Source organism: Pseudoalteromonas sp. McH1-42, assembly GCF_022347845.1.
GTDB lineage: Bacteria > Pseudomonadota > Gammaproteobacteria > Enterobacterales > Alteromonadaceae > Pseudoalteromonas > Pseudoalteromonas rubra_D.
Map to the genome: position 1 here is coordinate 188801 of NZ_JAKRFU010000010.1, position 23869 is coordinate 212669.

General features: G+C 48.7%; 25 protein-coding genes. 14 read left to right on the plus strand and 11 right to left on the minus strand.

The features are described 5' to 3' along the window. The first annotated feature begins 147 nt into the window (after nt 1-147). On the plus strand, nt 148-1230 hold the full coding sequence (locus MHN31_RS10610) for a trypsin-like peptidase domain-containing protein (protein ID WP_125558527.1): 1083 nt from the start codon (nt 148-150) through the stop codon (nt 1228-1230). A 68-nt stretch (nt 1231-1298) separates the two neighbouring features. Here MHN31_RS10610 and murA read toward each other — a convergent pair whose 3' ends face one another. The 7 genes from murA to MHN31_RS10645 are packed head-to-tail and all read right to left on the minus strand — an operon-like array spanning nt 1299 to nt 5957. Continuing rightward, the gene (gene murA, locus MHN31_RS10615) at nt 1299-2564 is read right to left on the minus strand and encodes a UDP-N-acetylglucosamine 1-carboxyvinyltransferase (protein ID WP_125558529.1); all 1266 of its coding nucleotides are present in this window, start codon (nt 2562-2564) and stop codon (nt 1299-1301) included. 12 nt (nt 2565-2576) lie between these two features. Then, complete coding sequence (locus MHN31_RS10620; RefSeq protein ID WP_010386610.1) at nt 2577-2834, minus strand: BolA family protein; 258 nt, start codon at nt 2832-2834, stop codon at nt 2577-2579. Between the two features lie 5 nt (nt 2835-2839). Then, a complete protein-coding gene (locus MHN31_RS10625) occupies nt 2840-3133 on the minus strand; it encodes an STAS domain-containing protein (RefSeq protein WP_010386611.1) in 294 nt (97 codons plus the stop codon). Then, entirely contained in the window at nt 3126-3806 is a 681-nt protein-coding gene (locus MHN31_RS10630; protein WP_239444275.1) for an ABC transporter substrate-binding protein, read from the minus strand. The genes MHN31_RS10625 and MHN31_RS10630 overlap by 8 nt, the downstream gene beginning before the upstream one ends. Before the next feature lie 8 nt (nt 3807-3814). Beyond that, nucleotides 3815-4360 carry an outer membrane lipid asymmetry maintenance protein MlaD gene (gene mlaD / locus MHN31_RS10635; protein ID WP_125558531.1) on the minus strand — a complete coding sequence of 182 codons (546 nt, stop codon included), beginning with the start codon at nt 4358-4360 and terminating at the stop codon, nt 3815-3817. Between the two features lie 14 nt (nt 4361-4374). Continuing rightward, the gene (gene mlaE, locus MHN31_RS10640) at nt 4375-5154 is read right to left on the minus strand and encodes a lipid asymmetry maintenance ABC transporter permease subunit MlaE (RefSeq protein ID WP_049862868.1); all 780 of its coding nucleotides are present in this window, start codon (nt 5152-5154) and stop codon (nt 4375-4377) included. Then, the gene (locus MHN31_RS10645) at nt 5151-5957 is read right to left on the minus strand and encodes an ATP-binding cassette domain-containing protein (protein ID WP_125558533.1); all 807 of its coding nucleotides are present in this window, start codon (nt 5955-5957) and stop codon (nt 5151-5153) included. Before MHN31_RS10645 ends, mlaE begins: the two co-directional genes overlap by 4 nt. Nucleotides 5958-6186: 229 nt before the next feature. Between MHN31_RS10645 and MHN31_RS10650 the strand changes: the two genes are divergently transcribed. The 12 genes from MHN31_RS10650 (at nt 6187) to mgtE (ending at nt 15476) form a co-directional block, all read left to right on the plus strand. Beyond that, on the plus strand, nt 6187-7146 hold the full coding sequence (locus MHN31_RS10650) for a calcium/sodium antiporter (RefSeq protein WP_125558535.1): 960 nt from the start codon (nt 6187-6189) through the stop codon (nt 7144-7146). A 9-nt stretch (nt 7147-7155) separates the two neighbouring features. Continuing rightward, the gene (locus MHN31_RS10655) at nt 7156-8127 is read left to right on the plus strand and encodes a KpsF/GutQ family sugar-phosphate isomerase (RefSeq protein WP_125558537.1); all 972 of its coding nucleotides are present in this window, start codon (nt 7156-7158) and stop codon (nt 8125-8127) included. Continuing rightward, complete coding sequence (gene kdsC / locus MHN31_RS10660) at nt 8128-8679, plus strand: 3-deoxy-manno-octulosonate-8-phosphatase KdsC (RefSeq protein ID WP_125558539.1); 552 nt, start codon at nt 8128-8130, stop codon at nt 8677-8679. Then, nucleotides 8676-9230 (plus strand): LPS export ABC transporter periplasmic protein LptC, encoded by a 555-nt coding sequence (gene lptC / locus MHN31_RS10665; RefSeq protein ID WP_125558541.1) that lies wholly within the window; start codon nt 8676-8678, stop codon nt 9228-9230. The genes kdsC and lptC overlap by 4 nt, the downstream gene beginning before the upstream one ends. Further along, nucleotides 9220-9759, plus strand: coding sequence for a lipopolysaccharide transport periplasmic protein LptA (gene lptA / locus MHN31_RS10670; RefSeq protein WP_125558543.1), 540 nt, complete (start codon nt 9220-9222; stop codon nt 9757-9759). The genes lptC and lptA overlap by 11 nt, the downstream gene beginning before the upstream one ends. Then, nucleotides 9756-10481: an LPS export ABC transporter ATP-binding protein gene (lptB, locus tag MHN31_RS10675; RefSeq protein ID WP_010386628.1), complete on the plus strand. Its 726-nt coding sequence runs from the start codon at nt 9756-9758 to the stop codon at nt 10479-10481. Before lptA ends, lptB begins: the two co-directional genes overlap by 4 nt. Before the next feature lie 44 nt (nt 10482-10525). Continuing rightward, the gene (locus MHN31_RS10680) at nt 10526-12034 is read left to right on the plus strand and encodes an RNA polymerase factor sigma-54 (protein WP_125558545.1); all 1509 of its coding nucleotides are present in this window, start codon (nt 10526-10528) and stop codon (nt 12032-12034) included. A gap of 25 nt (nt 12035-12059) precedes the next feature. Continuing rightward, on the plus strand, nt 12060-12347 hold the full coding sequence (gene hpf / locus MHN31_RS10685) for a ribosome hibernation promoting factor (RefSeq protein WP_010386630.1): 288 nt from the start codon (nt 12060-12062) through the stop codon (nt 12345-12347). A 2-nt stretch (nt 12348-12349) separates the two neighbouring features. Beyond that, a complete protein-coding gene (locus MHN31_RS10690; RefSeq protein ID WP_125558547.1) occupies nt 12350-12805 on the plus strand; it encodes a PTS sugar transporter subunit IIA in 456 nt (151 codons plus the stop codon). Between the two features lie 12 nt (nt 12806-12817). Continuing rightward, the gene (rapZ, locus tag MHN31_RS10695) at nt 12818-13663 is read left to right on the plus strand and encodes an RNase adapter RapZ (protein WP_125558549.1); all 846 of its coding nucleotides are present in this window, start codon (nt 12818-12820) and stop codon (nt 13661-13663) included. After that, nucleotides 13660-13938 (plus strand): HPr family phosphocarrier protein, encoded by a 279-nt coding sequence (locus tag MHN31_RS10700; RefSeq protein WP_125558551.1) that lies wholly within the window; start codon nt 13660-13662, stop codon nt 13936-13938. The genes rapZ and MHN31_RS10700 overlap by 4 nt, the downstream gene beginning before the upstream one ends. Before the next feature lie 179 nt (nt 13939-14117). Further along, the gene (gene mgtE / locus MHN31_RS10705; RefSeq protein ID WP_010386636.1) at nt 14118-15476 is read left to right on the plus strand and encodes a magnesium transporter; all 1359 of its coding nucleotides are present in this window, start codon (nt 14118-14120) and stop codon (nt 15474-15476) included. Nucleotides 15477-15501: 25 nt separating this feature from the next. Here mgtE and pmbA read toward each other — a convergent pair whose 3' ends face one another. Beyond that, a complete protein-coding gene (gene pmbA / locus MHN31_RS10710) occupies nt 15502-16848 on the minus strand; it encodes a metalloprotease PmbA (protein WP_138538346.1) in 1347 nt (448 codons plus the stop codon). A 181-nt stretch (nt 16849-17029) separates the two neighbouring features. Between pmbA and yjgA the strand changes: the two genes are divergently transcribed. Next, nucleotides 17030-17551, plus strand: coding sequence for a ribosome biogenesis factor YjgA (gene yjgA / locus MHN31_RS10715; protein WP_125558555.1), 522 nt, complete (start codon nt 17030-17032; stop codon nt 17549-17551). A 61-nt stretch (nt 17552-17612) separates the two neighbouring features. Here the strand turns inward: yjgA and tldD are convergent, their stop codons facing one another. From tldD to MHN31_RS10730, 3 genes are read right to left on the minus strand one after another with little or no spacing between them, the layout of a single operon-like run. Next, nucleotides 17613-19067 carry a metalloprotease TldD gene (gene tldD / locus MHN31_RS10720; protein WP_125558557.1) on the minus strand — a complete coding sequence of 485 codons (1455 nt, stop codon included), beginning with the start codon at nt 19065-19067 and terminating at the stop codon, nt 17613-17615. After that, nucleotides 19060-19884, minus strand: coding sequence for a carbon-nitrogen hydrolase family protein (locus MHN31_RS10725; protein ID WP_239444259.1), 825 nt, complete (start codon nt 19882-19884; stop codon nt 19060-19062). Before MHN31_RS10725 ends, tldD begins: the two co-directional genes overlap by 8 nt. Next, a complete protein-coding gene (locus MHN31_RS10730) occupies nt 19881-23849 on the minus strand; it encodes a YhdP family protein (protein WP_239444260.1) in 3969 nt (1322 codons plus the stop codon). Before MHN31_RS10730 ends, MHN31_RS10725 begins: the two co-directional genes overlap by 4 nt. Between the last annotated feature and the right edge of the window lie 20 nt (nt 23850-23869).

Below are 23869 nucleotides of genomic sequence, written 5' to 3' on the forward strand. Positions count from 1 at the left end.
GGCAATTTTCTATTCGTTTGTTCTGATGAGTAATTTTTATACATTTGATGATCGTCTTAGGCCTCCAATCAACGATTGTATTAATGCAGATTGCTGTTAATTATGCCATTATTACCCTCTACACAGATAACTAGATAAAAAATAACCGTGTTCAAATTACTCAAGCTCATTCTTCCACCTGTCTTGGTCGGTTTAGGCCTGGCATTGATTATCATCTGGTTCACGCCCGAGTTGCGCCAGAATGCTCTGCGCCTTGACCTTAACGGTCATTACACAGCGCAGCATATGAGCTTTGCATCCGGTGTGAATCGCGCAGCCCCGGCCGTGGTATCGATTTTTTCTGAAAGCTTCAGTAATCAACCGAGATTCAAACGGCAAAATACCGTCCAGGAGCTTGGCTCTGGCGTGATCATGAGCCGAGAAGGCTATATCCTTACTAACTATCACGTTGTAAATAATGCTGATCAAATCATTGTGTTGCTGCCGGATGGGCGTTTATTCAACGAGGTACAATTGGTCGGGTATGACACTATTACAGACCTCGCGCTGTTAAAAATTAAGGCTGAGCACTTACCCGTTATCCCGGTTGACGATGCTTTTACCCCGCAAGTCGGAGATGTTGTTTTGGCCATCGGTAACCCGTTAAACCTGGGACAAACCATCACTCAGGGGATCATCAGTGCCACCGGTAAGCAAACCCTGACTGACAGCCAGTACAACAGCCTGCTACAAATGGATGCAGCGGTAAACATGGGCAACTCAGGTGGCGCACTGGTCAACTCCAATGGCGATCTGGTCGGGATCACATCCGCACAATTCAGAGCCCGATACAATATCGATATTCAGGGCATTTCGTTTGCCGTGCCTTACTCGCTGGCCAAAGATGTGATGGCTAAACTGATCAAAGATGGCCGGGTTATCCGTGGCTACCTGGGCTTCAGAGGCACACCAGTCGATAATACAGGTCAGGAAGTAACGAATGTCTACACCACTATTGTGGGTTTACGGATCAGCGATTTAGACCCTCTGGGCCCAGCCTGGCAAGCCGGTATGAAAGAAAATGACATAGTCACAAAAGTGGCAGGTGAACCCGTTAAAAACCCGCAGCAGACTTTGCGTAAGATAGGTAACACAGCTCCCGGCACACAACTGGAGTTTGAAGTGTATCGGGGCGACCGTCACCTGACCTTTATGGTGGAAGTTGCTGAATTGGAAACTCCGATTTATTAAAGCCTTAAACGAGTTCAAGACAACAAAAAAGCGAGCATAGCTCGCTTTTTTTATCATATCTATTCAGCTTAATTATGGCGGCGCTTTATCTTGGCACCCAGCTGGCTGAGTTTATCCTCAATGCGTTGGTAACCGCGGTCAACATGATAAATACGGTCAACCACTGTTTCACCTTCGGCCACGATCCCGGTTAAGATCAAACTGGCCGACGCCCGCAGATCGGTCGCCATCACCTGTGCACCAGACAAAAACGCCGTCTCACCACAATACGCAGTATTACCTTCAAGGCGAATATTGGCCCCCATACGTTGCAGTTCAGGGACATGCATAAAGCGATTCTCAAAGATGGTTTCAGTGATGGTTGCACTGCCATTTGCGACCACATTCAGCGCGGTAAACTGCGCCTGCATATCGGTTGGAAAACCCGGATGAGGCATGGTTTTGATATTCACCCCCTGCAATTCCCGGCCACGCATACTGACAAAAATACTGTCTTGTGATACCTCAACCAATGCATTGGCATCGCGCAATTTATCCAGCACAGGTTCCAAGCTGTGGTAGTCGGTGTTTTTACACAGTACTTCACCCTGACTCATCGCCGCCGCCACCAAAAAGGTACCAGTCTCGATTCTGTCAGGAAGGATCTTGTGTTCACACCCTTGCAGGGCTTCTACCCCTTCGACTTCGATCCGACTCGTACCGGCACCAGAAATCTTGGCCCCCATGGCAACCAGACACTCAGCCAAATTGACAATTTCAGGCTCGCGCGCCGCGTTTTCCAGCACCGTTTTACCCTCAGCCAGTGTTGCTGCCATTAAGAGGTTTTCAGTCGCACCAACTGATACGGTTTCCATGAAGACTTCAGCACCATGCAAGCGCTCACCTTGTGCAATATGCGCATTGATATAGCCATTCTCAACACGAATAGTCGCGCCCATTTTTTCCAGTCCGGCGATGTGTAAATCCACAGGCCGTGCACCAATAGCACACCCCCCTGGTAATGACACTTGCGCTTTCCCAAACCGAGCAAGGAGTGGACCTAGGGCCAGCACGGATGCCCGCATCTGCTTAACTAATTCGTAAGGAGCCAGTACTTTATCGACTTTGGCACCATCAATTTCCAACAACTGACCGCGCCAGTTTACCTCAGCCCCTAAGGTGCGCAGCAAGGCTTCTGTAGTCCCTATATCCCTGAGTCTGGGTACATTACTGAATGTGCTTTTTCCATCGGCCAGAATCGCCGCAAAGAGAATTGGCAGGGCTGCATTTTTAGCCCCGGAAATAGTGACTTCACCGTTTAAAGTGGTGCCACCTTGGATAACAAACTGATCCATTGTGGCTCCAGATTATTGAGGTAAGATAAATTTGCGCTCGCGTTGCCACTCAGTTGGCGTAAAGGCCTTAATGCTGACGGCATGAATAGTGCCGTCTTTAATCACTTCCATCAGCGGGGCATAGACCATTTGCTCGCGCTTCACTCGGCGCAAATCTTCAAAGCAGCCGCCAACCGCGATCACTTCATAATGACTGCCTTCTGATTTAACTTTGACTTCGTCAAGTTCCAGCGCTTCTTGTAGTAAAGCTTCGACTTGGTTTGTTTCCATTGGACTCACTCAAATAGGTTGCTGACCTGTCCCAGCGCCATCAGATTTTGTAGCTGGTCAGGCACGTTTTTTAACTCAAGACGCACGTCTTGCTGTTTTAATTTGCCTAAAGAGTGAATTAACCAAGCTAAGCCCGCGGTGTCAACCCTGGATACCTCAGAAAGGTCAAAATACAGGACTGACTGCGCATTTTCTAACAACTGGTTAAGAAGCGATTCATTTGTCAGGCTATCTCGTGTGAGTTCACCGACCACCGCGACTGTGTCAGCCGCGGGTTTATTAAATTGCAAATTAGGCATTGCCGTCGTCACCTCGAAACTGCACAGGCAGCTTGCTTTTCTTGTCCAGTAACTCAATCACACGCTCAATGCCCTGCTGGCGCAAAATGCCATGCAGTTCAGATTGCTTTGCGTCAAGCAGACTGATCCCTTCTGCCATCATGTCAAAGGCACGCCACTCTCCATTACTGTCGCGACGCACTTTGAAATCAATTTTAATATCCGGTTTACCCGCTTCAATTATCTTAGTTTTAACTATAGCGATTTTATCACCATCGGCATCGCGAGCCGGTTCAAACTCAACCTTCTGATCGGTATACTGAGTAAACACCCCTGCATAAGTCGCAACCAGATAAGACTTAAACACGTCGATAAACGTACGGATGTGCTCGATTGCCTGACGTTTCTCTTCTTTGTCCTCAATGTTGCGGACTTTCTGGATGTGGCTGCCCAGTACGCGATAAGCGGCGTATTTGTAGTCGATATAAGGCAATAGCTCTTCTTCCACAATCACGCGCAGGTGTTCTTTGTCCTGCTCAATCTTAGTCTGATCTTTGGTCACGCGTTTAAAGGTATTGTCTGCAACTTGTTGCACCATAGTGTAAGGGTTAGTCATATCTACTTCACTGGCAGATACTATACTGGCAAGTCCAATTAGAAAAACACTTGCAAAGAAACCCAAAACTTTCGCCATCATGGTCATTACTCACTACTTTGATTAAACAGGAATTGGCCAATCAGTTCTTCCAGAACCAATGCCGACTTAGTATCTGTGATCATGTCACCATTTTTCAGGGCTGCACTTTCAACACCAAACAAGTCGCCCAAATCGAGCTCATCATTGCTTACTACCTCTTCACCCAGGCAAGTCTGTTTCGCAGATTGAGACGCAATCACCGGAGAAATACCCAGATACTGTTCACCCAAAATGCCCGACGTCAGGATCGACACAGACGTGGTATCCGAAAATTGACACTCATAGTGACTATCAATGCTCATGCTTACAACCGGCACAAACTCTTGTGGGTGGATGCTGATCCCCTCAACGCGGCCTATCACCACGCCGCCTACTTTGATTGGCGCACGCGTTTTAAGCGAGCCGATGTTGTCAAATTTGGCCTCTAAGGTATAGGTTTCACCATTGCCGCTAATCCCTGCATTGGCCACTTTTAGTGCCAGCATTACGAAGGCGGCCACACCTAAAGCCACGAACAGGCCGACCAGTATTTCTATTTTCCGTGTATTCATGTTTCTACAAACCCTTAACTTGAAAACATCACTGCTGTCAGAACAAAATCGAAGCCCAGAACAGCAAGAGAAGAATGAACCACCGTTTCTGTGGTGGCTTTACTGATCCCCTCGGACGTTGGGATACAGTCATACCCTTTGTATAGCGCAATCCAGGTCACGATGAGCGCAAATACAAAACTTTTAATCAGCCCATTGACAATATCCTGCTCAAAGGACACCTGAGATTGCATAATGGACCAGAAGCTACCTGAATCGACCCCTAACCAGTCCACACCAACCAGATGTGCACCGAGAATCGCAATAGCTGAGAAAATTAACGCTAACAGCGGCATACTAATAAAGCCTGCCCAAAAACGGGGAGAAATCACGCGTTTCAGTGGATCAATGGCCATCATCTCCAGACTGGAAAGTTGCTCAGTGGCTTTCATCAGACCAATCTCCGCAGTCAACGCACTGCCTGCCCGGCCTGCAAACAATAATGCAGTGACCACAGGTCCCAGTTCACGTAACAAACTCAGTGCCACCAGCGGCCCCAGACTGTCTTCTGCCCCATAGTCGACCAATACAGTGTAGCCCTGTAGCGCCAGTACCATGCCGATAAAGAGGCCTGATACCATAATAATAAGCAACGACTGATGGCCAACCATATACAGTTGGCGGATCAGTAAAGGGCCACCTTTTCTGAAATTGGGCATGCTGCACAACGCCCCCAATAACATGCGAGTTGCCCTGCCTAGCGACGCAAAGCGGCTCAGTGTTTTGTGACCTAACTTCTGCAAAAAATCCATCAATGGCTCCCTCCTGCCAGTAACTCATCCTCATACGGTGCGGCATCGAAATGGAACGGCACCGGCCCGTCGGAGTGGCCTTGCAGGAACTGCTGTACCAGTGGCGATTCGTGCGCCAACATTTGTTCAGGTGTACCGCTACCAATAACACCCTGTTCAGCGATAATCACAACGTGATCGGCAATACTGAGTACTTCAGTTACATCGTGGGTAACGATTAAAGACGATAAGCCCAGCACTTCATTGAGTGATTTAATCAAGCGCACCAGGACGCCCATTGAGATAGGATCTTGCCCTGCAAACGGCTCGTCATACATAATCAATTCAGGGTCAAGCGCAATGGCTCTGGCCAAAGCGGCACGACGTGCCATGCCACCCGATAACTCAGATGGCATTAGATCGCGCGCGCCACGCAAACCAACCGCCTGTAACTTCATCAGTACCACCAGGCGAATTAATTCTTCACTGAGCTTAGTGTGCTCTCGGAGCGGAAAAGCAATGTTGTCAAATACAGACATGTCCGTGAACAAGGCACCACTTTGAAACAACATGCTCATTCGCTTACGCGCCTGATACAGTGCCTGGCGGGACATAGATGGAATACTGTCACCACAGAAGAGGATTTCCCCACTATCGGGCTTGAGCTGACCACCGATCAGCCTAAGCATAGTGGTTTTACCAATACCACTGGGTCCCATAATGGCCGTAATTTTCCCTTTGGGGACGGAGAAACTCATATTTTTGTAGATTGTCCTTTCACCACGAGAAAAGGTCAAATCCCTGACTTCAACTATTGACTGCGTCAAGTCGCTCTCCACATCATACTTTTTTCAATTGTGGAATAATACGTTGTTTTGCTGCGAGATGGAAAACCCTTAATGGTAAAATTTTGTAATTGATTCGCCATATTTGTTGTGCGAAATAGGCACCTCTCGGGGTTTTTTCCTCTCTCAAAAGCGATGACTTTATTTATACATTTGATGAGCGATTTGATACTATCTGCGCCATTGAATTTAGTAACTTGGCTTAGACTTCATGGTTTTATCGTTTGTCATACTCATTCTTGGATTCATTGCCCTGGTATGGAGTGCCGATCGCTTCGTGTATGGCGCTGCGGCGCTGGCCAAAAACCTCGGGGTACCAACGTTGATTGTGGGTTTGACTATCGTTGCAATGGGCTCCTCAGCACCTGAAATGATGGTCGCTGCGCAAGCTGCGCTGGTCGACAAAACTGACACCGCCGTTGGCAACGCCATTGGCTCCAACATCGCCAATATCCTCATGGTACTTGGTATTACAGCACTATTGCGTCCACTGGCGGTTGGTTCAGGCATTTTAAAGCGTGAGATGCCGCTGTTGGTAGTCGTGTCACTGGCCGCCTGGTTGATCATCAGTGATAACCAGTTTAGCGCGCTGGAAGGTTGGCTGCTGTTAATTGGCTTTTTTGTGTTTATCGGTGGCCTAATCTATATCTCAAAAACAGGCAAAACCGACCAGGACGATCCGCTTATTTCCGAAGCCTGTGATGAAGTTCCAAGTGATGTCCCAATGAGCAAAGCCATATTTTGGCTGGTTGTGGGGATGATTTTATTGCCGGTGAGTGCCGACTACCTGGTCGACGCAGCCGTCGACATTGCAAAATACTTTGGCATGAGCGACCTGCTGATCGGTCTGACTATTATCGCTATCGGAACCAGTTTACCTGAGTTGGCCGCCTGTGTGGCCGGCGTGCTCAAAAATGAAGACGACCTGGTACTGGGTAATATCATCGGCTCAAACATCTTTAATATTCTGGCAGTGTTGTCCATTGCGGGGATCCTGAATCCGGCAACACTGGACAGCAATATTGCAAACAGGGACATCTATGTCATGCTCGGCGCAACAGCCGCATTAGTGCTGATGAGTGTTAGCCTCAAAGGGCGCCGACAAATTAACCGTGTTGAAGGCGGGCTACTCCTTGGTGCATTCTGTGGTTATATGTACTTTATTATATAAGGATTCAGCATGAGCACGCACAATTTTATTGGTTCTGCCAAACAGGTACTAGAAATCGAACAACAAGCGATTATCGAGATCGCCCAGTATGTTGATGCACGATTTACTGCTGCCTGTGAACTCATGTTGCAATGCCGTGGTCGAATCATAGTGATCGGCATGGGTAAGTCAGGTCATATTGGCAATAAAATCGCGGCGACACTGGCCAGCACGGGCACGCCAGCATTTTTTGTTCACCCGGGTGAGGCTAGCCATGGTGATTTAGGCATGATCACGGCTGATGATGTGGTATTACTGATCTCTAACTCAGGTGAGACGCACGAAGTATTGGCCATCGTGCCGGTAATCAAACGCATTGGCGCGCAAATCATCAGCATGACGGGTAACCCCGAGTCGAACATGGCAAAGCTGGCAGATATCCATTTGTGCATTAAAGTCTCCAAAGAAGCCTGCCCATTAGGGCTCGCACCAACGGCCAGCACCACAGCTACTCTGGTCATGGGAGACGCCTTAGCGGTGGCACTGCTCGAAGCCCGCGGCTTCACGGCAGATGACTTTGCCTTGTCTCACCCTGGAGGCAGCCTGGGTAAGCGTCTGCTGTTAACACTGGCGGATGTAATGCATTCGGGCAAAGCGGTACCCGTTGTATCGCAAGGCTGCACGGTGACCGATGCCCTGTTTGAGATGTCAGGCAAAGGTCTCGGCATGACCACCATTGTCGATGCAAAGGGGCAGCTCCAAGGCTTGTTCACAGATGGCGATTTACGCCGTATTATTGAGCAAAGACTGGATTTACACAGTACCCCGATAGACTCCGTCATGACCAAGCAATGTACCACAGTGACACAGGATATGTTGGCTGCTGAAGCATTACATATCATGGAGAAAAAACGCATCAATGGCCTGATTGTCATTGATGAGCAAAATTGTCCAATCGGCGCGTTAAATATGCAAGATTTGCTGCGAGCAGGAGTATTATAAATGCTGTTTTCCGATCTATATCAACCCATCGATGATACTGTTGTACAAAAAGCGCAGGCGATTAAACTGCTGATCTGCGACATCGATGGGGTATTCTCTGATGGCCGCATATATCTGGGCAATCAGGGCGAAGAGTTAAAAGCATTTAATACCAAAGATGGTTTCGGCATAAAAGCCCTGATCAATGGCGGCGTTGAAGTGGCAGTAATCACGGGGCGTCATTCACACATTGTTCAGCAGCGCATGACTAGCCTCAACGTTAAGTACATCTATCAGGGTATGGAAGACAAGTTGCAAGGCTACGCTGAGTTGAAAGACAAATTGCAGCTGGCAGATCACGAGATTGCCTATATCGGCGATGATGCACCAGACTTACCTGTGATGCTCAAAGTCGGTCTGTCTGTGGCCGTGCAAGACGCTCACCCTATGGTAGTTCGTGCAGCTGATTACAGAACTTTGTTACCCGGCGGGTTTGGTGCGGTTCGGGAGCTGACTGACTTACTGCTGCTCTGTCAGGGCAAATCATTGGGTTATGAAGGCAGTAGCGTATGACCGTACTTCGCGCCTTATTGCTCGTTGTATTCAGCCTCACCATGTTATGGCTGTGGTATCCCTATTTAACGCAATCGGGACAGGTCGCACCGCGATCAGAAGAAGTGCTGGCTAAACCCGATTATGTCGCCATCGATCTGAAGCAAACCAATTACGCAGAAAATGGGCAGCTCAGCTATCAAATTACGGCAGATAGAATGGAACTCTATCAGGAGCTAGGGTTTAGCCACTTTACCGCGCCGATTTTTACATTGCACAACGACCAACAAAACTGGCAACTCAAGGCCAATGAAGCCACCTTATATGGCAACAATACGCTGATTTTGGAAGGTGAAGTGCAGGCAACAAATCTGACGGCTGATGCCATGATAAAGCACATCAACGCCGATCATGTGCAAGTCGATATTAATGAAAAGCACATGCGCTCTGAACACCCAGTAGAAATTACCGGGCCAAACTTAACGATTTCAGGTAAAGGCTTAGTGGCCGATCTCAATACCGAAATCATTGAACTCATCAACCACACTGAAACAATTTATTATGAGCAATAAATTAACCTGTTCCTTGATCTTACTGTGCACTTTGAGTGCCTTTCATCCTGCAGCTTATGCAGAAAATACAGCTGCTGATCAGGTGATTATCAGTTCTGGCACTCAGCTGGCCCAGTTGCAAACCAATATTGGCGTATTCGAGGAAAACGTCGAAATCATTCACGGTGACCGGAAAATTCTGGCCGATCGTCTCGAGGTGCACCGTCGGGAAGAACTGGGTAAAAACAAGCAGCTGCTGGTTGCAACAGGCAGCCCAGCCGTATTTCAAGAGCGTCAGACGGATGGCTCTTTACTCAAGGCAACCGCCAAAGAAGTGCGCTATGACGTCGCAAACCGCATGCTCACCATAAAAGGCGGTGCAGAGATCAGTCAGGCAGGGCAAAAAATTAGCGCGCAAACCATCGTTTATGATATGGAAAAGAAGCTGATCAGCGCACAGCGCGGGGAGCAAGAACAAAACCGTGTGAGAACCATTCTGTTACCTGAAAAAGAGAACCCCCAGCAACCAAAAGAGAAGGGTAATCCGTGAGTAAATTAACCGCCACCGCACTGGCCAAAAGCTATAAGGGCAGACAGGTTGTTAAAAACGTTGAGTTAAGCGTTGAAGCTGGCAGTATTGTTGGCCTCCTTGGCCCAAATGGCGCAGGTAAAACCACCACTTTTTATATGATTGTCGGCCTGGTGCCCAGTGATAAGGGCAGCATACATATTGACGAACAAGACATTACCTTATTGCCAATGCATAGCCGAGCAAGACTTGGGATTGGTTACCTGCCACAAGAGTCCTCTATTTTTCGCAAGCTGACCGTCTATCAGAACCTGATGGCCATTTTAGAAACTCGTAAAGAGCTGAACAAAGAACAACGAGAAGTCATCCTCAATGAGCTGTTAGATGAGTTTAATATCCAGCATATTCGCGATAGCCAGGGTATGGCACTATCGGGCGGTGAACGACGCCGGGTAGAAATTGCCCGCGCCCTTGCGGCAGATCCAAAATTTATCTTATTAGATGAGCCTTTCGCTGGTGTTGATCCTATTTCAGTGTTAGATATAAAGAAAATTATAGAACACCTGAAAAACCGTGGGATAGGCGTACTGATCACTGACCACAACGTGCGTGAAACGCTGGACGTCTGTGAGAAAGCTTATATAGTGTCACATGGTGAACTGATAGCAGCAGGCACCCCGGAGCATGTTCTGGCCGATCAAACCGTGCGGGATGTCTACCTAGGTGAGCAATTCAGGCTATAGTTATAAAATTAGAAGTAAATAACAAAAAGGATTGTTAGAGATACATGAGGCAATCGCTACAGCTGCGCATGGGGCAGCAACTGACAATGACACCACAACTGCAACAGGCTATTCGTCTGTTACAGTTGAGTACGCTAGATCTCCAACAAGAAATCCAAGAAGCGCTTGATAGCAACCCTTTGTTGGAAGTGGAAGAAGGTGAGTCTGAATCACAAGATAATGAAACTCAGTCCAAGTCGGATTCCGATTTGGAGCAACCTACAACGAGTGACAACGACAGCTATGAAGAGGCGGCTGTCAGCGACTACGAACAAGACAGCGATGCTGCACTAAACAAAGACACCGTCAGCGACGATTTGGCAATGGACGTAACCTGGGATGAGTACATCAGTGCCGCACCGGCAAGCAGTTCAGGCCCAATGCCGGAAGACGAAACCATTTACCAGGGTAAAACGACTGAGACATTGCAAGAATACCTGATGTGGCAGTTGGAACTGACGCCTTTTAGTCCAACAGACAGAGCCATCGCCCTTGCAATTGTAGAAGCGGTTGATGACGCAGGCCTGTTGACCATCAGCTGCGAAGACATCGTCGAAAGCATGAATCAGGACAACGATGACGAGCTGATCGAGCAGGATGAAGTAGAGGCCGTACTGAAACGGATCCAACTATTTGACCCCGTTGGGATTGCTGCACGCAGCCTGCAAGAATGCCTGTGCATTCAGCTCAACCAGTTTGACCCAAATACCCCCTGGCTTGCACAGACCAAAGAAATTCTGACTGAGCACATAGATCTGTTAGCCAGCCGGGATTACCGCACTTTGATGAAAAAAACCAAACTCAAAGAAGCGGATCTGAAAGAAGTAATGACCCTGATCCACGGCCTAAACCCGAAACCTGCCGCCAGCATAGTGCAAGAAGAAGCAGACTATGTGATCCCGGATGTGTCGGTTAAAAAAGTGAAAGGGCGCTGGGTTGTTGAACTCAACCCCGATTCAATGCCAAAAATTAGAGTGAATGACCACTACGCTGCGATGTCCCGTTCAGTCAAGTCCAGCACAGATAGTCAGTTTATTCGTTCACACTTGCAAGAGGCAAAATGGTTCATCAAGAGCCTGGAAAGCCGCAATGAAACTTTATTAAAAGTTACTAATTGCATTGTGCAGCAACAACAGGCATTCTTTGAACATGGCCCCGAGGCAATGAAGCCGATGGTACTGAATGATGTGGCCGAAATGGTCGACATGCATGAGTCCACGATTTCACGTGTAACAACTCAAAAGTATATGCACACGCCACGCGGTATCTATGAGTTGAAGTATTTCTTCTCAAGCCATGTCAGCACTGAAAACGGAGGAGAATGCTCTTCGACTGCAATCAGAGCATTGATCAAAAAGCTAATTGCCGCAGAAAATACAGCTAAACCTTTGAGTGACAGCAAGATTGCGGACGTATTGGCAGATCAAGGGATCAAAGTGGCTAGACGTACAATTGCCAAATACCGAGAGTCTTTGGCTATCCCACCGTCCAATCAGCGTAAAAGCCTGATTTAGACGTAACTACAGAAGGAAAATGCTTATGCAACTAAATTTAACTGGTCGACATGTAGAAATCACCGATTCGTTAAGAGACTATGTAACAAACAAGTTTGCGAAGCTAGAAAGGCACTTTGATCACATCAATAATGTGCATGTTATCCTAGATGTCGAAAAGCTCATCCAAAAAGCAGAAGCCACATTACATGTGAACGGGGGAGAAATCTTTGCCTCAACCGAACACCGGGATATGTATGCCGCAATAGACGGACTTATCGATAAGCTTGACCGCCAGGTGATCAAGCACAAAGAGAAGCTAACTCGACATTAATCATGAAACTAAGCTCATTGATTTCACAGGACTGCAGCAAAGCTGCGGTCCTTTTTAATAGTAAGAAACGTATTTTAGAGTACATCAGTGAGTTGGCTCAAAGCCAGCTTCCAGACAGTAATGCCCATGACATCCTTGATGCGCTATTGAGCCGCGAAAAACTCGGTAGTACGGGGATCGGAAAAGGGATAGCCCTGCCACATGGCCGCATGGCAGGCATAGATAAAGTGGTGGCTATGCTGCTTGTTAATCAGCAAGGCATTGCCTTTGATGCCATTGACAATCAACCCGTCGACATTTTTGTGGCACTCATCGTACCCGAGGGAGAAAATCAACAACATTTGCAGACCTTGGCAACGATCGCTGATAAACTTAAAAACAAGGTGTTTTGTAAACGTATCAGACAAGCTCACAATGATCAGGAGTTATTCGCGATAATTGAAGAGTTTGACAACTAACGGAGAGTTTCTGTGCAGTTAATTATTGTCAGTGGTCGTTCTGGCTCAGGAAAATCGGTCGCCCTTCGCGTGCTGGAAGACTTGGGTTATTACTGCGCCGATAATATCCCAGTCAACTTGCTGCCTGCATTGGTGCGCAGTGTGTCAGACAGCTATGATAAAATTGCCGTGAGCGTTGACGTACGTAACCTGCCAAAAGATCAGCAAGAACTCGACGATATTTTGGAATACCTCCCCGGATTTGCAGAACCCAACATATTCTATCTGGACAGTGAAGATCAGATCTTAATCCGTCGCTTTTCAGAAACACGCCGCCTGCACCCGCTGTCATTGGCTGATCTGTCGCTGGACAAAGCAATTAAAAAAGAAAAAGAGCTGCTTGACCCGCTTATCCGCCGCGCCAATATCACCATTGATACCACGGACATGAGTATCCACCAGCTGGCAGAGCGTATCCGGGAAAAGATCCTCGGTAAAAAGGACAAACAATTAATCATCACCTTTGAGTCCTTTGGCTTTAAGCATGGTATTCCGAAAGAAGCCGACTACGTGTTTGATGCCCGCTTTTTACCAAACCCACACTGGGAACCAGACCTTAAACCGTTAACCGGTTTAGATAAACCTGTTATTGATTACCTGTCTAGCCACAGCTTAGTGCAAAAATTTACCTGGCAGATCCAGACCTTTGTGCAAACCTGGTTGCCCCATCTGGAACGCAATAACCGCAGCTACCTGACCATTTCAATTGGCTGTACTGGTGGACAACACCGTTCCGTATATCTTGCCCAAACGTTAGGTGAGCGTTTTGCCCGCACCCACAACAATGTGAAGATCCATCACCGCGAACAAGAAAAATGACACAACGCTTTGAAGATACCTTTCTGATCCAGAATAAGCTGGGGCTACACGCTCGTGCAGCCAGTGTGCTGGCAGAACTCTCCACTCAGTTCGATGCCAACATCACGCTGTTTCAGGGCAGTAAAGAAGCAGAGGGTGACAGTGTACTGGCTTTATTGCTACTTGAAAGTAGTCAGGGCAAAGAAGTCAAAGTCGTCTGCGAAGGGCCAGATGCCGAACGCGCTTTACATGCCATTGGCAATCTCATTGCAGATAAATTTAACGAATCAGAGTAACTCCTCTTCACTTTTCTCCGATCAGACAGACACAAAACTGCCGCTTCATGACGGCTTTCTTCGCTTTTTTTAGATATACCAATTGATATTAAAACAGCTATAATTATCATAAGCCTATAATCAATGCGCTATATACTCGTTGACAAGCCTACTTGTCGACTATCCAACCTGGGATGCCTATGCCTGAAGCTTTTGAACAAGACTACACACTGGAGCTATTGCAGCAAGTTACGAATGCCCTTAACAGTGGTCAGTTTGTTCAAGTCAGGCGAACCTTAGCCGAAATTCCACCCTGCGACACCGCGCTATTGCTGGAGTCCTCCCCACATAAAATCAGAACCCTGCTTTGGCAATTGGTTGACCCGGATATACAGGGTGACGTGCTTGAAGAGCTGTCTGAAGATGTGAGACTCAGCATCATTGCCAAAATGGAGCCAGAGCTGATCGCTGCGGCGACAGAAGACATGGATGATGATGATCTCGGTGAAGTCCTGAGAAGCTTGCCAGATCCCGTCTATCAGGACGTTATCGGTGCCATGGACTCGCAAGACAGAGCCCGAGCAACCCAGGCACTGTCTTATGTCGAGCACTCCGCAGGCGCATTGATGAACACAGATACAGTGACGATCCGCCCGGATGTGTCACTGGATGTCGTGTTACGTTATCTACGCCTCAAAGGGGAGCTCCCTGATGGCACCGATGACCTGTACGTAGTAGACAAAGACAATTGCTTTTTGGGCTCCCTGCCAATCAGTGTGCTTTTAACCAGCCAGCCTGACAAACTGGTTAATGAGTTAATGAATGAAGAACGTGAAACTATTCCCATTTCAATGGACGAAAGCGATGTCGCCCAGCTGTTTGAACGTCATAATTGGATCTCAGCACCAGTAGTAGACGACAACGCACATTTGCTGGGGCGTATCACCATCGATGACATCGTTGATGTTATCCGAGAGGACGCCGAACACAGCCTCATGAGTATGGCTGGTCTCGACGATGAAGAAGATACCTTTGCGCCGGTCTGGAAAAGTAGCCGTCGCCGTTCAATCTGGCTGGGGATCAACCTGCTTACTGCACTGATGGCCGCTTTCGTTGCCAGCTTTTTCGAAGGCACCTTAGATATTTTACCGATCCTCGCAGTATTGAATGGCATAGTCCCCAGCATGGGTGGTGTGGCTGGCAGTCAAACCCTGACTTTGGTGATCCGTGGTATTGCTCTGGGGCACGTTAACGCCACTAACCAGCGCTTCTTACTGGGTAAAGAGCTCGCCATTGGCGCCTTGAATGGGTTACTCTGGTCTTTGCTGATTGCAGGTGTGATTGCCCTGTGGCAATGGGATTTTGTACTCGGGGGCGTGATTGCCTTTGCAATGTTTATGAATCTGGTTGCTGCGGGCATTGCAGGCGCCAGCATACCTCTGATTCTAAAAAGAATGAATATAGACCCAGCACTGGCGGGCAGTGTTGTACTGACCACAGTCACCGACATCGTAGGCATTTTTGCCTTCCTCGGCACGGCGACCTGGCTGCTTGTCTAAGCAGCCAAACACATACAACTACCGGTTACTGACCCGCAACTTGCATATTTTCTATCAGCACCGAGCCAGTTTGAACAGCGCCACGCGTTTCAATGTCTCCCCCAATTGCCTGAATTGACTTAAACATATCCTTGAGGTTACCTGCAATGGTGATCTCACTGACTGGATATTGGATCTCCCCATTTTCTACCCAGAAACCGGCAGCGCCGCGTGAGTAGTCACCAGTTACCGTATTAACCCCCTGCCCCATAAGTTCAGTCACTAATAAGCCACGCCCCATGGTCCGCAGCAACGCGGCCAGGTCCGGCTCAGTGGCCTGTACCAGCCAGTTGTGGATCCCACCCGCATGGCCCGTACTACGCATACCCAGGCGTCTGGCTGCGTAGCTTGGCAACAAATAGGTCTCGAGTACGCCTCCTTTGATGATATCGCGCTCGGTTGTCTGCACACCTTCAGCGTCAAACGGGCTCGATGCGAGTGCCTGCAACAAGTGTGGCTGCTCTTTGATCGACACACAAGACGAAAAGACGTCAGTACCCAAACTATCCAGCAAGAAGCTCGACTTTCGATACAAAGCACCACCGCCAATGGCGGAAACCAGATGTCCAAACAGGCTATTGGCAATGTCAGCCCGGAATACAACCGGTACCCGCATGGTTTCCAGCTTACGACTGTTTAGCTTAGCCAGCGTCGACTCTGCTGCCTCTATGCCTACCTCTTTGGCATCTCTCAACTGCGAATGCACACGTGTGATGGAGTAAGCATTATCTCGTTGCATCACCCCATTTTCTTCACCGATCACCATAGTGCTTAAGGTGTGTCGGGTACGCGGAAACCCGGCCAGAAAACCATGGCTGTTGCCGTAAACGCGCAGGCCCTGATGACTGGCGACGCTGGCCCCATCAGAGTTAACAATACGCTCGTCGTAATTCAATGCCGCCTGCTCCGCTTCAAGACAGCGCTTCACACCTTCCTCAGGTGTCAGTGACCAGGGATGGAAAAGATCTAAATCAGGCACCACCTCAGGCATTAACTCAGCATCAGCCACACCATTACAGGGATCATCCGATGTGAATTTGGCAATTTCGACCGCTTTTTCAACTACGGAACGCAAAGCTTTGGGACCGAGATCGGCCGTCGAAGCAGACCCTTTATGCTGACCAACGTAAACACTCAGTCCCAGGCCACCATCCTGGTTAAATTCAATCGTTTCAACTTCTCCCATTCGGGTACTAACTGATAAACCTGAAGTACGACTCATCGATGCCTCAGCAGATGTCGCCCCCAGTTGCTTTGCATAGTCCAAAACATCAGATACGGCTTGTTTTACTTCATCAATTTGCGTCCAAATGGGATCGTGTTGCTGGCTCATGTTTTTATTCCACAAATCATAGTACTTCTATAATCCTAACACAGCCTGCGCCGATGCGCTGTGACTCAAGTAAAGATTCTGTATGACACCCTTAGGCAATTTGCGCATTCATGTATGCATTACTGCTTTTTCTGACTTCTGATATAATCTGATCATCAATAACTGAAGTAAGTGCGGTAAAATGGCCAAAAAACCTACCCAAGAGCCAGAAGAAGAGATCATTTACGTCTCAAAGAGCGAATTAAAACGTGATGCACAGCAATACCATCAACTTGGCGTTGATATCGCGCAATTAGGGAAAAAGCAAAGAGAAAAGCTGCCACTCTCCCCTGAGCTGGTCGCAGCGATGGAACTGGCAGACAAGCTGCGCGGTAAGCACGATGCCTACCGCCGTCATCTGAACTTTATTGCCAAGCAACTGCGTACCACCAGTAATGTAGAAGAATTACAGCAAGGTCTGGATCTGTTACTCAACAGAAACAACCAGGCAGATGTCCTGCTTAATCAGGTAGAACAGCTCAGAGATGAACTGATAGCCAAGGGGGATGAAAAGATCAATACCCTGCTTGAAGCACATCCAACGCTGGAGCGCCAGAAGCTCAGACAACTGGTTCGCCAGGCGAAAAAAGAGCATCAGGCGGAAAAGCCAGGAAAAAGCTCTAAGGAGCTATTTCAGTTACTTAAAGAACTGATCCTACCATAAGCAAAGTGATAAAGCGTTCCGCAGTATAATACAACTTAGCTAAAATACTGCGGATAGTTTTTTAGGCTGTACCACCCACAGTGAGTTCGTCAATTTTCAGACTTGGCTGACCAACGCCAACAGGCACACTCTGACCATTTTTACCACACACCCCGACACCTGTATCCAGTTCCAGATCGTTACCAACCATAGATACCTTCTGCATAACATCCGGGCCATTGCCGATTAAGGTGGCACCTTTGATAGGCTGCGTCACTTTGCCATCTTCTATCAGGTAAGCTTCTGAAGCTGAAAATACAAATTTACCCGACGTAATATCAACCTGGCCGCCACCAAAGTTAGGCGCAAAGATCCCTTTCTTTACCGAAGCTATGATGTCATTTTGACTATGCTCACCCGGCAGCATATATGTATTGGTCATTCTTGGCATCGGCAGATGTGCATAAGATTCACGTCTGGCATTGCCAGTGGGTGTCACGCCCATCAATCGGGCATTGAGCTTATCCTGCATATAGCCTTTAAGCACACCCTTTTCGATTAGCACATTGTAGCCTGCCGGGGTGCCTTCATCGTCAATATTCAGTGAACCACGACGGTTATCCAAGGTACCGTCATCCACCACAGTACAGAGGCTGGAAGCCACTTGTTCGCCGACTCGCCCGCTAAATGCAGACGCGCCTTTGCGGTTAAAGTCCCCTTCAAGACCATGTCCCACCGCTTCATGGAGTAATACTCCCGGCCAGCCAGCCCCCAGTACAACTGGCATAGCCCCAGCAGGTGCATCAACCGCTTCCAGATTTACACGTGCCTGGTGAACCGCTTTGGTGACATAATGCTGCCAACGCGGCTTGCCATCGACCAGTTCTCTGAAGTAATTGTAATCCAGACGGGCTCCCCCACCGGCACTGCCTCGCTCACGACGGCCATTTTTCGCTAATAATACAGAGCAATTTAAGCGCACCAAAGGACGAATATCTGTTGCAAAAGTACCATCACTGGCTGCGATCAACACTTCTTCATATACCGCAGACATGGAGCTAACGACTTGCTCCGCTTCAGGGGCTAAATCACGGATCGCCGCTTCAACCTCTCGCAATAACGAAACTTTATCGGTATCGCTCATGCTCAACAGCGGCTGAGTTGCCTCAAATTGGGTCGCGGCTTTAACATCACTGAACACCTGAACCTGTTTATTCTCACCTTGCTGGGCAATACTTCTGGCGGCCATTGCAGCCTGGTTCAATGCTTCCATATTAATGGCATCTGAGTAACTAAACCCCGTTTTCTCGCCACTTACAGCGCGAACCCCAACTCCCCGCTCAATATTATAACTGCCCTCTTTAACGGAGCCATCTTCCAGCACCCAGGTTTCATGATAACTGGACTGGAAATACAGATCGGCATAGTCCACTTTGTGCTGATGAATGTATGCCAATGTTTGTTGCAATTGTTCCCGCGTTAAGTCACTGTCCGTCAGTAAATGTTGTTCGACGTGCTCGCTACCAAAATTACTCATAAAAATCGCTCTTAAATCGGTTATGTGCCGCTACAGGCATTTTCTGTCGGATGGCATGCAGGTCACTCAGATCAAGCTGGGCATGAATCACACCTACCTGAGTTTGCGCTTCGCCAAGGCACACGCCCCAAGGGGAAACCACCAGGCTATGACCATAGGTTTGCCGACCATTCTCATGCTCCCCAACCTGCGCGGCTGCCACCACATAGCATTGTGTTTCTATCGCCCGCGCCTGTAACAAAGGCTGCCAGTGTGCAGCCCCGGTGACGGTTGTGAAAGCACTGGGTACCAGCAGTATCTCCGCGCCCTGTTCACGCATCGCCTGATACAGACCCGGAAAGCGTAAATCATAGCAAACGCTCAATCCCAGACGGCCAAAGGGGCTATCCACGGTGACAATGTCATCACCGGGACGAGTCAGAGTTGACTCCCTATATTGCCCGGCGCTGTCAGCGACATCCGCATCAAACAGATGGATCTTATTATAGCGTGCAACTTCGACCCCTTCATTGTTAAACAGCAGACTGGCTGCATAATAACGACCCAGGCCATCTGTGAGGGCGATGGTACCCGCAGCTAGCCAGATATTAAGGTCCCGGCAAAGCTGCTGAATTTGTGTGATCCAGTAGGCATTATTTTGGGCTTGTGCAAGCGTTTGCTGAGGAGTCTGACAAAATGCCAGCCAGGATTCGGGTAAACACACCAACGCAGGTTGCATCAGTGTTTGCTGGCTGAGTAAAGCTTTTAACTGCTCAAGATTCTCCTCAGGGTGCACCCCTGAACACATCTGTACAACATAGATATGGCCGCTTTTCATGGTTGTTCCTCTTGACCTGTCTCTGAGCTCAGACTGCCGGGACCCTCCCCTGCCTCCACAGACTTGTCCGTCTGTGTATCTGATGCATCTTGCTGTGGCGTCTGTTCGCCTAACCTGGGTATATCAACTTGTGTGTCTGGGGTTTCCTCACCTTGAGGGACAACGGGCTGCGCAGGTTTCTCAGGCTGTGAACCCGGAGGCTTAGGTAACTCGACCTCACGGCTCTTACGATCCAGTTCGGTCACCACAGGCTCTGCCATAGTGCCGGTCACTTTAAATTTAATCTCTGAGATCACCCGTGCCGAATGGATCACTTTATCAAGGGCCAGTGCCGCAAGACCCGTGACCGGATTCACCATCCACCCCACAATCACTGGTAAACTCGACGTAACCTGCGGAGCAACTGACAGCTCGTAGTCAATGGCTTTGCTATTGAGATCGGCATATCCCCTGACCGACAAGTCGGCTGGCACCCCATCCAGTTGGGTATCCCCAGTATATACAACCCCTTTGTCGAGCTGGAAAGTGCCGTCAATGCGGTTGTAGAAAAACCCTTTGGCAAACACATCACGAAAATCCAGTTTGAGTTTACGAACCAGTGAATCCAAACTCAGCAAAGAAAACACCCGTGTGCCCTGATCGCTGATCTCAGCCAGATGCCCTTCACCCAGTTGCCATTTTACTGATCCGTCAAGCGTGGCAACATCAAATTCATAAGGCGCGTCTGCCCAGCTCAGGGCAAACTCAATGTCAGCACTGGAATCCTGAACGCTGGAAGTGATATCAAACTCTTCCATTAACTGACCAAAATCGCTGCTGGTCAGCGTGCCATTAAAGTGTGAGCGACCATTATGCCAACCACCCGTACCTTGCAGCACATGATCCCCTTTATCCACCTGCAAACGTGTGATCTGTAGCGCTTCGCCATTGCCCTGCAAGGCCAGGTCCACCTTATCCAGCTGATACTGGGTTATACGACAATCATCGCAGTTAAACTCTATAGCCGGAATGTTCGTTAACCACTGCAATGATGCCTCAGGCGCAGCTTGTGAATCATCGAGAGAAGCCGTTTCAGTCGTGGTACCCGCATCTGTCGGCTCAAGCGGGTTAAGCCGCAAATAGTCCGCTTGTATCTGGATTGGTTGTGCCGCATTATCATTTGGAAACTGTACCTGTGCTCTTAACTCTCTGGCATTCAATCGTGCCAGCAGCCCACTGGATTGCGGGCGAAGGCTTAACTCAAAGTCATTAACACCGAGTTCAAAGACATTTAACTGGCCTATCTGCGCGCGCAGCGTATCAAAAGCGGGTAATATGCCCGGCTGCTCCGACGGCTGTTCTACCTGTTCAATAATGCGGTCAATGAATGGCAGCCAAGGTGCCAGTGTGAGCTGAGGTTGAGTGATAGCCACATTGAATCCAGGCTGACTTAATGCACGATTAGTCTCAGCAAAGACAAGCTGAGCACGTTCAATCAAACCACTGTTATTGTCTAAAATGCCATCGAAGTAAAGCTGCTCACCAAGTGTGACGCTAATCAAATTAGAAATATCGTCACCACGTACCTGCGCCGTTAACTGCATACGCTCATCTGCCGACTTGCCAACCGGTGCAGGTAATTCAATATTGGCACCTTGTAAGTCGGATTTAAAATCTGCCTGATAACTGAAGCCTTGTTCGGTGAAGTCCAACATTACCTGTCCTGCCAATAAGGCATTACCGGTAATAAAATCGTCCATCAAGCCTTGTGTGAGCGGCAGCAACTTGTCGCTGGCTGCACTCAAACGCGTCTCAATGCCGAGCTGATAGCGGGCACTGTCACCTTGCCCTGACAAGCTGAAAAGTAACGGCATCCCTCGCCACAGCGCCCGGGTATTTTCCAGTTCAATGTTGTCATCAATAAATTTCAGTGTGCCACTTAGCTTATCAAGCGCCATGCCCGGTTGCTCTAGATAGAGGGCATTGTCCTTGAATTCAACCGCCCCCAGAACATTGACATCCAGCGACGCCAAATCGATCAGCAGATCGACATTACCTGTAACATCACCCTCAACCTGCGCGACCTGAAGAATATCAGCTAACGGGTCGGCGATTGGTGTGGCGTTGAAAAATGGTGCCAGCGTGCTGGCTTCCGTCGTGTGTACGATGTTGACGGTCAGCAAATTGGTTTGTTCAAGATCAGCCAGACTAACCACAACCCCACTGCTCAATGTCTGGTTCAACAGCTCACCGCTATTAACCGTAATATCCATTCGCTCATCGGCAAAATGCAATGTCACATCACCATTATGCAGGGCAGCCCAATCCGGCGCAAAGGCAAACTTAGCCTGATCAATCCGAGCCAGGACTTCAAAGCGACCATGATGTCCGCGGTACGGAAATTGTGTCAGCGGCCCTGACAACAATACTTGAGTGTGTCTGAGTCGCCCGCCCTGGATCCCGTTGTTAAGATAACTGACCAGGTTTTCATTCATCAGCTGTAGCGGGAAATAACGGCCCGCGATACTGGCATCGCCGCCAAATACATCGGCATATAAATCCAGCACAGGTTCTTCAAGCAAGCGTAAGTGCATTTCCAACGCAACACTTAAATCCTCATTGCTGAGCCACAGGTTATCCGACTGCACATGCCATTTATGTCCGTCATCCCGGTAAAAGTGAATGTCTCCGTTGAGTTCTTTGACGGCGATTGGGGCTATAAATTGCTCTTCTACCAACAGAGCCCGATCTTGTGCACTGAGACTGAGCACACCACGCTCTGGCGTGAGCATTAGCTCGGCATTGAGCCCTGAAAACCCCGGAATCCCACCGAGTTGTCGCCAACCGGCTTCCTCTAAAGCGAGCCACAACGACACGGGTGAATCACTTCCCATTGACACTCTGGCGGCGGTTATCAGGCCAGCAGGAGACAAAGCTTCTACTTGCTTCGCCCAGTCGAAGTGTGTGAGTGACAGCAACTGAGTGACATACGCCAGGTCCAGGCCCTGCATCCACAGCGTACGTTCACTATTGCTAAAATATCCCTCAATACTAAGCGCTGTGGGGCTTTGTTCATTTTGAGATAGCTGCAACTCAGAGCTACTTAATGCCCAGCCATTTTGCGCTGGTTGCAAATGCAAAGCCCCACCTTGTACAGCCAATTGTCTGTGGATTTGCCCTTGTTGCCAGCTAATGCTACTCGGTAACCAGTTGACCAGAATATCGTTGAACTTGCCTTGTTCCAGTCGCGCCCAGAGTTGCATATTCACGCTCGAACTGGCCGTTTGGTATTGCGGGTCAAGATACGCCTGCAACCAACTCATCAGCTCAACTTGCTGTGCATCAATGAAAATATCACCGGCCATTGCACTAAGCTGCTGACCATGAAAACGAAAACGCGCGTTTAGCTGACCTTTGGCAAGACCTGGGAAGGAGATCTGCCCCTCACCATTATGTACATCAGCACTGTTTTGCCAGATCAGATCCGGCACCAGTAGAGTGTGAGATTTATCGTCCGCAACCAGCAAAGTTACCTGGCTATTTTGAACTGCAAAATGGCCCGTATCGCCCAAAAACAGCTCTTCAATCAGCGCCTGTTGTTCAAACTCACCACTACCACCTTCCATGCTTTGCGCCATGGCCTGAATATCAACGGTGGCGTCAAAGCCATCCAGCACAAAATAGTTAGATACCAGTCGCCACTGCCGGACTGACTCGACCAGATTTAGCTGCAAGCTGGTCTGTGCGATATGCAAAGAGATAGGGGAACGGGCGTTGTCTTCAAAACTGACATCACGCAGCACCAGCGCCGGACCATTGCCCTGCCAGCTGGCACTTATGCTGCCAATGTTTAATTCAACTCCGAGCTGCTGGGTAACCAGCGACTCAATATCATGTTTATATTCATTGGCGTAAGGCAGGCTGTATTTGACCACCGAAACCAGGACGGCAAGCAGTACCAATGTGACAGCAAACACTTGCCACATTTTTCGTACACAAAAAAAAC

Bases quoted from the DNA above. Each gene is read 5' to 3' on its own strand.
- mlaD (WP_125558531.1), bottom strand. From the start codon at position 4,360: ATGAATACACGGAAAATAGAAATACTGGTCGGCCTGTTCGTGGCTTTA.
- MHN31_RS10690 (WP_125558547.1), top strand. From the start codon at position 12,350: ATGAAACTAAGCTCATTGATTTCACAGGACTGCAGCAAAGCTGCGGTC.
- MHN31_RS10650 (WP_125558535.1), top strand. From the start codon at position 6,187: ATGGTTTTATCGTTTGTCATACTCATTCTTGGATTCATTGCCCTGGTA.
- MHN31_RS10730 (WP_239444260.1), bottom strand. From the start codon at position 23,849: ATGTGGCAAGTGTTTGCTGTCACATTGGTACTGCTTGCCGTCCTGGTT.
- lptA (WP_125558543.1), top strand. From the start codon at position 9,220: ATGAGCAATAAATTAACCTGTTCCTTGATCTTACTGTGCACTTTGAGT.
- lptC (WP_125558541.1), top strand. From the start codon at position 8,676: ATGACCGTACTTCGCGCCTTATTGCTCGTTGTATTCAGCCTCACCATG.
- hpf (WP_010386630.1), top strand. From the start codon at position 12,060: ATGCAACTAAATTTAACTGGTCGACATGTAGAAATCACCGATTCGTTA.
- kdsC (WP_125558539.1), top strand. From the start codon at position 8,128: ATGCTGTTTTCCGATCTATATCAACCCATCGATGATACTGTTGTACAA.
- mgtE (WP_010386636.1), top strand. From the start codon at position 14,118: ATGCCTGAAGCTTTTGAACAAGACTACACACTGGAGCTATTGCAGCAA.
- MHN31_RS10620 (WP_010386610.1), bottom strand. From the start codon at position 2,834: ATGGAAACAAACCAAGTCGAAGCTTTACTACAAGAAGCGCTGGAACTT.
- MHN31_RS10725 (WP_239444259.1), bottom strand. From the start codon at position 19,884: ATGAAAAGCGGCCATATCTATGTTGTACAGATGTGTTCAGGGGTGCAC.
- tldD (WP_125558557.1), bottom strand. From the start codon at position 19,067: ATGAGTAATTTTGGTAGCGAGCACGTCGAACAACATTTACTGACGGAC.
- yjgA (WP_125558555.1), top strand. From the start codon at position 17,030: ATGGCCAAAAAACCTACCCAAGAGCCAGAAGAAGAGATCATTTACGTC.
- MHN31_RS10625 (WP_010386611.1), bottom strand. From the start codon at position 3,133: ATGCCTAATTTGCAATTTAATAAACCCGCGGCTGACACAGTCGCGGTG.
- MHN31_RS10655 (WP_125558537.1), top strand. From the start codon at position 7,156: ATGAGCACGCACAATTTTATTGGTTCTGCCAAACAGGTACTAGAAATC.
- pmbA (WP_138538346.1), bottom strand. From the start codon at position 16,848: ATGAGCCAGCAACACGATCCCATTTGGACGCAAATTGATGAAGTAAAA.
- murA (WP_125558529.1), bottom strand. From the start codon at position 2,564: ATGGATCAGTTTGTTATCCAAGGTGGCACCACTTTAAACGGTGAAGTC.
- MHN31_RS10680 (WP_125558545.1), top strand. From the start codon at position 10,526: ATGAGGCAATCGCTACAGCTGCGCATGGGGCAGCAACTGACAATGACA.
- MHN31_RS10700 (WP_125558551.1), top strand. From the start codon at position 13,660: ATGACACAACGCTTTGAAGATACCTTTCTGATCCAGAATAAGCTGGGG.
- MHN31_RS10630 (WP_239444275.1), bottom strand. From the start codon at position 3,806: ATGGCGAAAGTTTTGGGTTTCTTTGCAAGTGTTTTTCTAATTGGACTT.